We start from the raw sequence: 12,804 nt of genomic DNA on the forward strand, positions 1-12,804 counted from the left end.
GAAACACGGGGATACTACGCTACCCAGGCGCTGCGCCCCCGCACCCGGGGCGCCGCGGGCAGGTCGCGGCCCCCGGGAGGGCACTCACGATCCGGCACGAGCAGGAGGACGGGAACGGGCATGGCCAGCAGAGAGACGAGAACGCAGGGAGGGCGCGCACCCGCCCTGCATGTCCTCGACCACACCTCGTCCACCCAGGACGCCGCCCGGGATCTGCTCCGCTCCGGCGAACAGCCCCCGCTCGCCGTCCTCACGCGCGACCAGCGCAGCGGGCGCGGCAGGCTCGGACGGCCGTGGAGCACACCTCTGGGCGGAGGGCTGGCGCTCACGCTCGCGCGCAGGAGCGGGACCGATCCCGCGGCGCGCTCCTGGTACCCGCTGGTGGCTGGCCTCGGTGCGCTCGAGGCGCTGCGCGGCGCGACCGGCGCGGGCGACGGCATCGGACTCAAATGGCCCAACGACCTGCTGACCGCCGATGGGCGCAAGCTCGGCGGCATCCTCCTCGAGGGGGACGGCTCCGACCACGTCCTGGTGGGCATCGGGGTCAACCTCGCCGGCCCCATCGAGCTCGCCGACCCCGCGGCGCTGCCCCCGGCCTGGCTCTGGGGCGAGGGCGGCATCGCCCCCGCCGGCCCGGGGCCCGTCGACCTGGGGCCCGTCGACCCCGCGCGCGACGCCGCGGCGCGCGCCCTCGCGGCGGCGATCGCCGAGGGAGTGGAGCGCGAGCTCGCCCTGCTGGACGTCCACGAGGGGGACGCGATGGCGAGCGGCCAGCGTGGACGCTATGGTATGGCGTGCCTCACACTGGGGAGCGAGGTGCGCTTCGACGACCTCTCCGCGACGTCCGTCCCCGCTGCGGGTGCGGACGCCGGGCAGGCGCCGAGCGGCGGCGCGACTGCCCGGGCCCTGCGCCTGGACGCCGACGGTCGGCTCGTGCTGGGCCTGCCCGCGGGAGCGGAGCGGGTCGTCTCGGCCGGCGACGTGCGGCACCTGCGCACCGTCGGCGACGACGCGGCGCCGCCCGGAGCGGCCGCCGCGACCTCCGCCCCTGCTTCCCCCGACGACATCCAGGAGACCCATCCGTGACCGACGAGAACCCGGACCTCGCCTCGGACCTCGAGCCCGACGCCCGCGACGCCGACCTCGACGCGGAGCCCGAGGGCGCCGCTGCCGGCGAGCGCGTCCCGCACGACGCCCTCGCCGCGATCGACGACCTCGAGGGATCCGAGAACCTGCGCGAGGCCGAGATCTCCCCGGAGGAGATGGCCGCCCTCAACCGTCGATTCCAGTCGGTGCGCCGCAGCGTGGGCGCTCTCGAGCGGGTGCTCCTGCAGGGACCGCGCGAGCACTCGCGCCGGGACCTCGCCGAGCAGCAGGGCATCCCCGAGCGCCTGATCTCCACCTACTGGCGCTCCCTCGGCTTCGGCCCCGTCGACGAGGACACCGTGGTCTTCACCGACGAGGACGCCTTCGCGATCGGCGACCTGGTCGCCATGGTCGACGACGGCGCGATCTCCGAGCGGGCCTTCACCTCGATCTCCCGCGGGCTGGGCTACCACATGGGGCGCCTGGCCATGTGGATCACCGAGGCCCTCGTCGAGGAGGCCAAGACCCGCGACGGGAAGGACGACGGCGAGGCGCGCGAGCAGATGCTCGAGACGGTCCCGCAGCTCATCGAGACCCTCGAGACCCAGGTGCTGTTCACCTTCCGCCGCCAGCTCGCCGCGTACTCCGCGCGGGCCGGCTCCGAGGTGCTGCAGGCCAGCGAGAACGGCACCCACGACGAGGTGTTCCCCCTGAACCGTGCGGTCGGATTCGCCGACCTCGTGCAGTTCACACGGCTCTCGCGCTCCCTCGGCGGGGCGGAGCTGGCGGACGTCGTCACCCAGTTCGAGGTCACCTGCCGCGACATCATCTCCGTGGGCGGCGGCCGCGTGGTCAAGACCGTGGGCGACGAGATCATGTTCCTGGCCGACGCGCCCGAGGACGGCGCCCAGATCGCGGTGTCGATCGCCGAGGCGATCCGCGACGACCCCGATCTGCCCTCGGCCCGCGTGGGCATGTGCTGGGGGTCGATGTTCTCCCGCTACGGCGACGTGTTCGGGCCGACGGTGAACCTCTCGGCGCGCCTGGAGAGCGTCGCCGACCCGGGCGGGGTGCTCGTCGACCTCGCCACGGCCGAGGCCGTCGAGCGCGCGCTGCCCGGCGGATTCAGCGCCTCCGAGATCCGCCCCACCGAGCTCCACGGCATCGGCACAATCGAGGCCGTCGCGCTCACCCGCGGCACCTCCGAGCCCCTGGACATGGGCCTGTGATGCGGGTGCCCGGGAGCGGGCCCGCGCTCGCGCCGCGGAGCGGGCGCACAGGTCGGGACGTAGGATGCCTCCTGTGACACGACTGCTGCTCGTCGAAGACGATTCCGCGATCGCCGAACCGCTGTCCCGCGCGCTCGACCGCGAGGGCTACACGGTCTCGCGCGCCTCGCGCGGCATGGATGCCCTCGGCATCGCCGCCGCCGGGGACCCGATCGACCTGGTCATCCTGGATCTGGGGCTCCCGGACCTCGATGGCCTCGAGGTCGCTCGGCGCCTGCGCAAGGGCGGCCTGGAATCCCCGATCCTGATCCTCACCGCCCGCGCCGACGAGGTCGACGCCGTCGTCGGCCTCGACGCCGGCGCGGACGACTACGTCACCAAGCCCTTCCGGCTGGGCGAGCTGCAGGCGCGCATCCGCGCCCTGCTGCGACGCGCCCAGACCGTCGAGGAGTCCACGAGCGCCTTCGACGTCAACGGCGTGTCCCTGGACGTCTCCGCCCGCCGCGCCTACGTCGACGGCGAGGAGCTCAGCCTCTCCGCCAAGGAGTACGACCTGCTCACGGTGCTCGTGCGCGAGGCCGGCAGCGTGGTCACCCGTGACGACCTCATGCGTGAGGTCTGGGGCGCCGAGTGGTGGGGCTCGACCAAGACCCTCGACATGCACATCTCCTGGCTCCGTCGGAAGCTGGGCGATGATGCGACCAATCCCCGAAGGATCACCACCGTCCGCGGCGTCGGCTTCCGTTTCGAGACCGGCGACGGGAGCTGACGCGTGCGCACGCGAGTGCTGCAGGCGACGGTCATCACGGTCATCCTCACGGTCCTGCTGCTGGGCATCCCGCTGGCGTACTCGTGGCTTCAGCTGACCGACCAGAACCTCACCGCGCGCGCCACCTCCATCGCCAACGAGGTCCGCACCAACGCCGAGAAGCGCATCAGCGACGACCGGCCCATCGACAAGGCGATGCTCCAGCAGATCGCCGATTCGCAGCCCGACCTCGCCGTGCACATCACGGTCACCTATGAGGGCCGCACCATCGAGGCGGGCCCGGACCCGGGCAACAGCACGAAGGTGATCTCCACACCCGGCACCTCGGGCGTGAACGTCACCGTCACCATCACCAAGGCCGACGTGCGCGCCCACACCGCGAGCGCCGCCGTGCTCATCATCGTCGCGGGGCTGGCTGCGATCTCCATCGGCGTGTCCGTCGCCCTCTGGCAGGCCCAGCGGATCTCCGCGCCGCTGGCCCGCCTCACCCGGCGCGCCGAGGAGATGGGATCGGGCCGCGCCCGCGGCCCCTGGCGACCCAGCGGCATCACCGAGATCGACACCGTCGCCGAGGAGCTCGCGAACTCCGGCGCCCAGCTCACCGAGCGCCTCGAGGCCGAGAGCCGACTCGCCTCCGACGCCTCCCACCAGCTGCGCACACCGCTCACCGCGCTCTCCATGCGCCTCGACGAGATCCTCGCCACGAGCTCCGAGGAGTGGGTGCGCGACGAGGCCCGGATTTCCCTCGAGCAGATCGATCGCCTCACCGAGGTCGTCCACGACCTCATCAACGCCCCCCGCTCCTCCCAGCGCCGCACCCCCGGAGTGGTCGAGCTGCGCACCGTGCTCACCCAGCAGAGCGAGGAGTGGTCCCCGGCGTACCGCGCCGCGGGCCGCGAGCTGCGCATCCAGGTGCCGCGCGCAGCCGCCGTCTGGGGATCCACGGGACCGCTCACGCAGGTCGTCGCGACGCTCGTGGAGAACTCCCTCACCCACGGCGGAGGACGCACGCTGGTCAAGGTGCGCCGCAACGAGAAGTCCACGGTCGTCGAGATCTCCGACGAGGGCCCCGGCATCGACCCCGCGCTCGGCAAGCGCGTCTTCGAGCGCTCGGTCTCGGGCCGCACGTCCGGCACGGGCGTCGGCCTCGCCCTCGCCCGCACCCTCGTGGAGGACGACGGCGGTCGCCTCGAGCTGCTGAGCGAGCAGCCCGCGACCTTCGGGGTCTTCCTCATCTCCGCCCCCGACGAGACCACCGCGGGCGAGGAGGACACCGTGCTCGGCGCCGAGTCGGCCGACGAGCTGGGCTCCCTCCCGCAGGGCGCGGTGCTGCCGCGCCGTCGCCGGGGGAGCGCCGGGCACGGGCACCGCGCCCGTGCGTCGGCCCGGACGTCGGCGCCCGAGGACCGCAGCCGCTCCTAGGATGGGGGCGTGCTCCCCGACATCCCTGAGAACGACCCCGCCTCCACCAGCGCCCCCGCGGTGCCCGCCACGACCGGTCCTGCGGCGCCGCGCATCGGCGTCATCGGCGGCGGGCAGCTCGCCCGGATGATGCTGGGCCCCGCGATCGAGCTGGGCCTGCCGATCACGGTGCTCGCGACCGACCCCGCGGAGTCCGCCGCGCAGGGCGCGGCCCGCGTGCGGATCGGCCGCCACGACGACGAGGAGGCCGTGCGCGCGCTCGCCGCCGAGGTCGACGTCCTCACCTTCGACCACGAGCACGTGCCGCCCCACATCCTCGAGGGCATCGAGCGCGACGGCCTCGCCGCCGTGCGGCCCGGACCGGACGCCCTCGTCCATGCCCAGGACAAGCTGCTCATGCGCGAGCGCCTCGGCGCGCTCGGGCACCCCTGCCCGCGCTGGTGGCGCGCCGCCTCGCCGGCCGACGTCGACGCCGCCCTCTCCGAGCTCGGCACCGCCGCCTGCGCCGTGGTGAAGACCCCGCGCGGCGGCTACGACGGCCACGGCGTGCGCATCGTCTCCGCCGGCAGCGACGTCGCCGACTGGTTCCAGGACCACGAGGAGCTGCTCGTCGAGGAGCTCGTGCCCTTCACCCGCGAGCTCTCCGCGCAGGTCGCCCGCCGGCCGGGCGGCGAGATGCTCGCCTTCCCGGTGGTCCGCTCGACGCAGAAGGACGGCGTGTGCTTCGAGGTGCTCGCCCCCTCCCCCGACCTCGGCCCCGCGGACCAGGAGCGCATCCAGCACCTCGCCCTGCGGATCGCCGAGGACCTGGACGTCACCGGCATGCTCGCCGTCGAGCTGTTCGAGACCGAGGGCGGCGACGTGCTCGTCAACGAGCTCGCCATGCGCCCCCACAACACTGGCCACTGGTCCATGGACGGCGCCGTCACCGGCCAGTTCGAGCAGCACCTGCGCGCCGTCGCCGACCTCCCGCTCGGCGCGAGCGCGCCCCTCGCCCCGCACGCCGTGATGGTGAACCTGCTGGGCGGGGCACGCGAGGACCTCGCCGAGGGCGCCCGCGAGGCGATGGAGCGGGACCCCGAGCTCAAGGTCCACCTCTACGGCAAGACCGTGCGGCCCGGCCGCAAGGTCGGCCACGTGACCCTCGCGGGGAGCGATCCCGCGGACCTGCTCGCGCGCGCCCACCGCGCCGAGCGACTGATCATCGACGCCGTGCACGAGGAGCAGAACGCATGACCACGCCACAGGACGCCCCGCGCGTCGCGATCGTGATGGGCTCGGACTCCGACTGGCCGACGCTCGGCCCCGCCCGCGACGCCCTCGCCGAGTTCGGCCTGGACGTGCACGTGGACGTGGTCTCCGCGCACCGCATGCCCGAGGACATGGTCGACTTCGGCCGCACCGCGGCGGACCGCGGGCTGCGCGTGATCATCGCGGGCGCCGGCGGCGCCGCTCACCTCCCCGGCATGCTCGCCGCCCTCACCCCGCTGCCCGTGATCGGCGTGCCCGTGCCGCTCGCGCACCTGGACGGTATGGACTCCCTGCTGTCGATCGTGCAGATGCCCGCCGGGGTGCCCGTCGCGACCGTCTCCATCGGCGGCGCCCGCAACGCCGGGCTGCTCGCCGCCCGCATCCTCGGGGCGGCCGACGACGCCGAGGGCGAGCGCCTGCGCGAGCGCATGCGCGAGTTCCAGGGCGAGCTGCGCGACCTTGCGCACGCCAAGGGCGAGTCGCTGCGCTCGTCCCTGTCCTGACGGGCGCCCTCCGATATCTTCGGGGGTATGAACGAGACCTCCGAGTCGTCCACCGGATCGCCGACAGGGTCGCCGGCAGGGTCGCCCGCCGGATCCGCCGACCGCCCGGCCGCCTCGCGCGAGGGCGTGCGCGTCGTGGATTCCGCCGACGTCGCCGAGACCGCCCGCATCGGCGAGGGAAGCGCGATCTGGCATCTCGCGCAGGTGCGCGAGGACGCGGAGCTGGGACGCGACTGCATCGTGGGCCGAGGTGCCTACATCGGCACCGGCGTGCGCATGGGCGATGGCTGCAAGGTGCAGAACTACGCGCTCGTCTACGAGCCCGCGGCGCTCGCCGAGGGCGTCTTCGTGGGCCCCGCCGCCGTGTTCACCAACGATCACCGGCCGCGCGCGGTCAACCCCGACCTCTCTCCGAAGTCCGCCGCGGACTGGGAGCCGGTGGGTGTCACCTGCGAGGCGGGCGCCTCGATCGGCGCGCGCGCCGTCTGCGTCGCCCCCGTCACCATCGGCGCCTGGTCGATGGTGGCCGCAGGATCGACCGTCACCCGCGACGTCGTGCCCCACGCCCTGGTCGCAGGGGCCCCTGCCCGGCGCATCGCCTGGGTGGGCCGCTCGGGGGAGAAGCTCGAGCCGGCGTCCGACGGGACCGACGCCTGGGTGTGCCCGACGACGGGCGAGTGGTACGTGGCCGACGAGACGACGGGCGGGCTCGCCCTCGCCGCCGACGCCGGGGCCGAGAAGCAGGACGAGACGACGGACGGAGAGCACGCATGAGCGAGCAGATGATCCCTGCGGCCCGCCCCCTCATCGGGGACGAGGAGCGCGAGGCCGTGGACCGGGTGCTGAGGAGCGGCATGGTCGCGCAGGGCCCCGAGGTGGCGGCCTTCGAGAAGGAGTTCGCCGCCGAGCTCGCCGGCTCCCGCCCCACGGTCGCCGTGAACTCCGGGACCTCCGGTCAGCACCTGGGCATGGTCGCCCTGGGCCTGGGCCCGGGCGACGAGGTCATCGTGCCCTCCTTCACCTTCGCCGCGACCGCGAACTCCGTCGCCGTGACCGGTGCGACCCCCGTCTTCATCGACATCGACCTGGACACCTTCTGCATCGACCCCTCCGCGATCGAGGGCGCGATCACCGAGCGCACCGTGGGCATCCAGCCCGTGCACCTCTACGGCCACCCCGCCGAGATCGACACGATCGTCGAGATCGCCGGCCGCCACGGCCTCTGGGTCGCCGAGGACGCGGCCCAGGCGCACGGCGCCACCTGGAGGGGCGGGCAGGTCGGCACCTTCGGCCGCTTCGGCATGTTCTCCCTGTACCCCACGAAGAACATGACCAGCGGCGAGGGCGGCATGGTCGCCTGCGAGGACGAGGAGCTCGCCCGTGCGGTGCGGCTGCTGCGCAACCAGGGCATGGAGGTCCAGTACGCCAACGAGGTCGCCGGCTTCAACAACCGCATGACCGACCTGCACGCCGCCATCGGCCGCGTCCAGCTCGCCAAGCTCGCCGGGTGGACCGCGCAGCGCCGGGCGAACGCCGCCGCCCTCGACGCGGGCCTCGCGGGCGTCGCCGGTGTCGTCGCGCCGGTCGTGCGCGAGGGCGCCGAGCACGTCTACCACCAGTACACGATCCGCCTCGAGGGCGCGAGCGCCGCCGAGCGCGATGCCTTCGCGACCGCCCTGCGCGAGGAGCACCAGGTGGGCTGCGGCGTCTACTACCCGACGCCCGTGCATCGCCTGCCCTCCTTCGGCCTCGACCTCGACCTCCCGGTCACCGAGCAGGCCGCCCGCGAGGTGCTGTCCCTGCCCGTCCATCCGAGCCTCACCGAGGACGACCTCGAGCGCATCGTCGCCGCGGTCGCCGCCGTCGCCGCCGGGGGTGCCGCATGAGCACGGAGAATCGTCGGCCCCTGCGCGCCGGGCTCATCGGCCTGGGCATGATGGGCCGCCACCACGCCCGCAACCTGCGCGCCCTCGAGGGCGTCGAGGTCGTCGCCGTCGCCGATCCCCAGGGCGACCCGCACGGCGCGGCCCCCGGCTACGACGTGCTGCCCGATGCGCGCGCCCTGGTCGACGCGGGCATCGACTACGCCGTCATCGCCGTGCCCACCCAGTTCCACCGCGACGTCGCGCTCACCTTCGCCGAGGCGGGCGTGCACTGCCTCGTCGAGAAGCCGCTGGCCTTCGACGTCGCCGAGGCCGAGGAGATCGCCGCCGCCTACGAGCAGGCGGGCCTCGTGGGTGCCGTCGGCTACATCGAGCGCTTCAACCCGGCCCTGCAGGAGATGCGCCGTCGCCTGGCCGACGGCCAGCTCGGGGAGATCTTCCAGATCTCGACCCGCCGTCAGGGCGGCTTCCCCGCCCGCATCTCCGACGTGGGCGTGGTCAAGGACCTCGCGACCCACGACCTCGACCTCACCGCCTGGGTCGCAGGCAGCGACTTCGCGCAGGTCGCGGCGTTCTCCACGCGCCGCTCCGGCCGCGAGGACGAGGACATGGTCTCGGTCTCCGGTCAGCTCACCAGCGGCACCATCACCAGCCACCTGGTCAACTGGCTCTCGCCGTTCAAGGAGCGCGTGACCGTGGTGACCGGCGAGAACGGGGCGCTGGTCGCGGACACCGTCAACGCCGACCTCACCTTCTACGCCAACGGCGAGAGCGCCACGAACCTCTGGGACTCCATGGCCTCCTTCCGCGGGGTCAGCGAGGGCGACATGGTCCGCTACTCCCTGCGTCGCACCGAGCCGCTGCGCACCGAGCACGAGGCGTTCCGCGACGCCGTCGCCGGCGATCCCTCGAACATCGTCACCATGCGCGAGGGCCTGCAGACCGTGCGCGCCGTCGAGGCGGTGCTGCGCTCGGCCCGCGAGGGCAGGATCGTCCGCCCCGCCGACGTCGCCCCGTGAGAGCGGGGGAGGGCATGAGCGCTCATCGCACGACGTCCCCGGCATCGGCGCGGTCCGGCTTCGCGACGCTGCGGCGCCGCGCCCTGGGCGCGGGCATCCGGGCCGCCTCGCTGCTCCCCGGCGGCGTCGGCGCGCGCGCCCGCTACCTCCGACTGACCCGGCGCATGGACCGCGGCGAGGTCCCTGCCGCGTGGCGCGGCGAGATGCTCGCCGAGCTGCGGCGGGCCGACGCGCTGCTCGCGCGCGGGGACGATGACGGCGCCGTCGAGTGGTTCGACAAGGCCCTGCGCGTGGCCTACCACGCCTCCCTCCATTACGGGCTCGAGGACTCCCCTCTGATCACCGATCCGGACGGCTTCCTCGCGCCCGTGCGGGCGAGCGCGGTGGGCCGCCTCCTGCTCGCGCCGCCCGCCCGCGACGAGGGGCCCTCCCGTCCCGCACCGCGGGCGCGCGCGGCATCCGCGGGAGCGTCCGCGGCGGAGGGGTCCGCCCCCGTGCGCCTGCTCGTGATCGCCCAGCGCAACTGGACCTTCGTGAACCCCGTCATCGACGCCCTCGAGGCGTACGGCTTCGAGGTGCGGCGCGTCGAGGTCGACGACCTCCCGCCCGCCGAGCGGCCCACCCGTGAGCGCGTGCTGCGCGCACGCATGGAGCTCGCCCGCACGGGACGGCGGCTGCCCACGCCCGCGGCCCTGGCCGAGCCGTTCGACTGGGCCGACGTGGTGCTCGTGGAATGGGGACACCACGTGCTCACCTGGGTCTCCCTGCTCGCGGACATGCCGCGCCTCACCGCCGCGCGCATCCACCGCTTCGAGGCCTACACGCCCTTCCCCCTGCTGACGGTCTTCGACGTCGTCGACCGCGTGCTGTTCGTCTCCCCGCACGTGCGCGCCCTCATCCAGCACCTCACGCCGAACCTCGAGCGCGCGGGCGAGATCATCGGCGTCGACAACTTCCTCGCCTACGGACTGGGCCCGGAGCCGCGCGCGCACCGGGACCCGCATCTGCTCGCCCAGGTGGGATGGCTGCGCCCCGTCAAGGACGTGCTGTTCACCCTGGACCTGCTGGAGCGCGTGCGCGCGAAGGATCCGCGTCACCGTCTGCAGCTCATCGGCCCCGGACTGCCCGAGGACCCCGCGCAGGACACCGCGTTCCAGGCCCGCGTGCGCCGGCGCATCGCGCAGTTCCCCGCGGGCGCGGTGCAGGTGCTGGGCGCCCGCTCGGACGTGCCCGACCTGCTCGCGATGGCCGGCTGGATCGTCTCCTCCTCGCTGCACGAGGGCGTCCACGAGGCCGTCATGGAGGGCATCGCGGCCGGCTGCGTCCCTCTGATCAGGAACTGGCCCGACGCCCGTCCCTACGGCGGCGCGGGCGTCATCTACCCCGACCGCTGGGTGGTCGAGGACCTCGACGAGGCCGTCGAGCGCGTGCTGCGCATCGAGCGCGAGGGCGCCCTCACCGAGGTCTCCGCAGAGGCGCGGGCGTGGGTCGTCGAGCGCCGCACCGCCTCGACCGTGACCGCCCGGTACGCCGAGGCGCTCTCCCCGCAGCAGCCGACTGCCGGCGAGGAGCCGACCGGATCGACGCGCCGATGACCTGGGGCTGGCTCCTCCCCGTGGTGGGAGCCTGGGCACTGCTGTGCGCCCCCGGCGCGCTGCTGCTCATCGCGGGCGGGGCCTGCATCGGGTGGCGCTGGGGAGCCGCCCCGGCGATCACCGTGCTGCTCGCGGTGGTCCTCGGCGCCCTCGACCACCTGCTCGGGATCCCGTGGACGCCGGTCACCGCCGGCGTGCAGCTGCTCGTGGTGCTCGTCCTCGTGCTCGGCGCGCGCCGGCTGATCATCGCGCGGGAGCGGGGGAGTGACCGAGGGGCCGACGAGGGAGACGCCGTTCCGTCGCGCCGGCGCCGGCGCCCGCGGGCGCTGGTGCTCGCGCTGGCCCCGGGCGCGCTCGCCCTCGCCCTGGGCCTGCTGATGGCCGGCTCCGCCGCCCGCCACATGGGCGGCATCGACACCCTCAACGGCAGCTACGACGCGTCCTTCCACATCGCCGCGATCGCCTTCGTGCGCGCGGACCGCGATGCCTTCCTGTTCACCGCCCTGCAGGGCATCTACCACGAGACCACGTTCTATCCCGCCGGCTGGGACGTCCTGGCCGCCCTGCTCCCCGGTGACGCGATCACCGCCGCCAACGCCATGGCCCTCGCGTTGGTCGCCGCGATCCCGGGCGCCCTCGGCGCCATGGTCGCGCTGCTCCAGGGCGGCAGGGGCACGCTGCGCGAGGTCCGGGTGCTGCCGATGCTGGCCGCGCTGTGCGCGCCGATGTTCCTCTCGCTGCCGGTGATGATCCTGGTGATGGGACTCTGGCCCTCGGCCCTGGGGTCGCTGTGCCTGCCGCCCGCCCTCGGCGCCCTGTGGGCGATCCACCGCGCCGTGCGCAGCGGTGAGCGCCGCGCCGCCGAGCTCTGGCCCTGCGCCCTGCTCCTCGTCGGGGCGGTCGCGGCCCACCCCTCGACGCTGTTCTCGCTCGCCGTCGCCCTCCTCGCGGGCATCCTCGCCCAGGGCGTCCTCGACGTGACGCGGGCCCGCACGCGCCGCCGCGGGGTCCTCGAGCTCGCGGTGATCGCGCTCGTGCTCCTGGTCTACGGGATCACCTCGCACCTGCTGCTCGCCTCGATGGACCTCACCACCACCCGCCCGTGGCCGTGGACGGCCTTCCTCGCCTCCCTGGTCACCGACCGTCCCCGCGTCTCCGCGCTCGGCAGCCTCCAATGGCCGATCCTCGCCGTGTGGGCGCTCGCGCTGCTCGGTGCGACGCAGGCGGTGCGCGAGCGCCGCCGGCAGGGCACAACGGCCATCGTGCTGCTGGTCCTCGCGCTCGGCCTGAGCATCCTCACGAACCTCGACTCCATCTGGGCGCGCACGTGGGTGAACCCCTGGTACGGAGCGCGCGAGCGCATCGCCCCGCTCCTCATGTGCGCCCTCGTCGCCCTCGCGGCCATCGGGCTCGACGCGCTGTGGGCGCGGGACGCGCGGGCCGAGGGGGAGGGGCACCGGCTTTCGCTCGGCACGTCGGCCCTCGTGGTCCTCGCGCTCGTCTCCCTCGTGGCGGCCGTGCTGCCCGGCCGCCTGCCCTTCGCTGGCTCCCTGGCCTACACCGACTACGGCGTCCAGATCGCCTCCTACGCGACCCCCGAGGAGCGCGACTTCATCGAGCGCACGGCCGCCGCGCTGCCCGCGGACGCCGTGGTGATCGGCAACCCGCGCGACGGCGAGGGCCTGTACTGGTCGATCGGCGGCGTCGAGACCGTGTTCCCCACCCTCGCCGAGCCCCAGACGCTCGACTCGCGCCGCGTCGCCCGCTACGCCTTCAAGGCCGACCGCGACGCGAAGGTGTGCACCTCGCTGCACAACGTCGGCCCCACCCACCTCTACGTCGACACCTCCGCGGACTCCGGCGAGGCGATCGCCCCCGAGGCGTCCGTGCTGTGGGAGGGCCTCGCGAAGATCCCGCGCTCCAAGCTGCGCCTGGTGGACCGCGAGGGACCCTACGCCCTCTATGAGATCGAGCCCCTGTGCTGATGGCCGGCGCAGGGTCCTCACGGACCGCGCACGGTAGCGTGAGCGCACCCGGCGCGGCCCAG

At 74.2% G+C, this 12,804-nt stretch carries 11 protein-coding genes; all 11 read left to right on the plus strand.

Annotated elements, in window-relative coordinates; translation table 11 throughout:
• The first annotated feature begins 120 nt into the window (after nt 1-120).
• The 11 genes from I8D64_RS12140 to I8D64_RS12190 all read left to right on the plus strand — a co-directional run bounded on the left by I8D64_RS12140 (nt 121) and on the right by I8D64_RS12190 (nt 12,742).
• A complete protein-coding gene (locus I8D64_RS12140) occupies nt 121-1,086 on the plus strand; it encodes a biotin--[acetyl-CoA-carboxylase] ligase (RefSeq protein ID WP_200503053.1) in 966 nt (321 codons plus the stop codon).
• Nucleotides 1,083-2,315 (plus strand): adenylate/guanylate cyclase domain-containing protein, encoded by a 1,233-nt coding sequence (locus I8D64_RS12145; protein ID WP_343068564.1) that lies wholly within the window; start codon nt 1,083-1,085, stop codon nt 2,313-2,315. The genes I8D64_RS12140 and I8D64_RS12145 overlap by 4 nt, the downstream gene beginning before the upstream one ends.
• A gap of 64 nt (nt 2,316-2,379) precedes the next feature.
• Nucleotides 2,380-3,084, plus strand: a complete 705-nt coding sequence (locus tag I8D64_RS12150) for a response regulator transcription factor (RefSeq protein WP_214651225.1) — start codon at nt 2,380-2,382, stop codon at nt 3,082-3,084.
• Nucleotides 3,085-3,087: 3 nt separating this feature from the next.
• Nucleotides 3,088-4,506: an ATP-binding protein gene (locus I8D64_RS12155; RefSeq protein WP_200503054.1), complete on the plus strand. Its 1,419-nt coding sequence runs from the start codon at nt 3,088-3,090 to the stop codon at nt 4,504-4,506.
• Between the two features lie 9 nt (nt 4,507-4,515).
• Nucleotides 4,516-5,742: a 5-(carboxyamino)imidazole ribonucleotide synthase gene (locus tag I8D64_RS12160; RefSeq protein ID WP_425490309.1), complete on the plus strand. Its 1,227-nt coding sequence runs from the start codon at nt 4,516-4,518 to the stop codon at nt 5,740-5,742.
• The gene (gene purE, locus I8D64_RS12165) at nt 5,739-6,260 is read left to right on the plus strand and encodes a 5-(carboxyamino)imidazole ribonucleotide mutase (RefSeq protein WP_200503055.1); all 522 of its coding nucleotides are present in this window, start codon (nt 5,739-5,741) and stop codon (nt 6,258-6,260) included. Before I8D64_RS12160 ends, purE begins: the two co-directional genes overlap by 4 nt.
• 27 nt (nt 6,261-6,287) lie before the next feature.
• A complete protein-coding gene (locus tag I8D64_RS12170) occupies nt 6,288-7,034 on the plus strand; it encodes an acyltransferase (RefSeq protein ID WP_200503056.1) in 747 nt (248 codons plus the stop codon).
• Nucleotides 7,031-8,146 carry a DegT/DnrJ/EryC1/StrS family aminotransferase gene (locus I8D64_RS12175; protein WP_200503057.1) on the plus strand — a complete coding sequence of 372 codons (1,116 nt, stop codon included), beginning with the start codon at nt 7,031-7,033 and terminating at the stop codon, nt 8,144-8,146. Before I8D64_RS12170 ends, I8D64_RS12175 begins: the two co-directional genes overlap by 4 nt.
• Nucleotides 8,143-9,162, plus strand: a complete 1,020-nt coding sequence (locus I8D64_RS12180) for a Gfo/Idh/MocA family protein (protein ID WP_200503058.1) — start codon at nt 8,143-8,145, stop codon at nt 9,160-9,162. The genes I8D64_RS12175 and I8D64_RS12180 overlap by 4 nt, the downstream gene beginning before the upstream one ends.
• A 14-nt stretch (nt 9,163-9,176) precedes the next feature.
• Entirely contained in the window at nt 9,177-10,757 is a 1,581-nt protein-coding gene (locus tag I8D64_RS12185; RefSeq protein WP_200503059.1) for a glycosyltransferase, read from the plus strand.
• Nucleotides 10,754-12,742 carry a DUF6541 family protein gene (locus I8D64_RS12190; protein ID WP_200503060.1) on the plus strand — a complete coding sequence of 663 codons (1,989 nt, stop codon included), beginning with the start codon at nt 10,754-10,756 and terminating at the stop codon, nt 12,740-12,742. Before I8D64_RS12185 ends, I8D64_RS12190 begins: the two co-directional genes overlap by 4 nt.
• Nucleotides 12,743-12,804 lie beyond the last annotated feature (62 nt).

It is taken from the genome of Brachybacterium halotolerans, assembly GCF_016623465.1.
GTDB classification, from domain to species: domain Bacteria; phylum Actinomycetota; class Actinomycetes; order Actinomycetales; family Dermabacteraceae; genus Brachybacterium; species Brachybacterium halotolerans.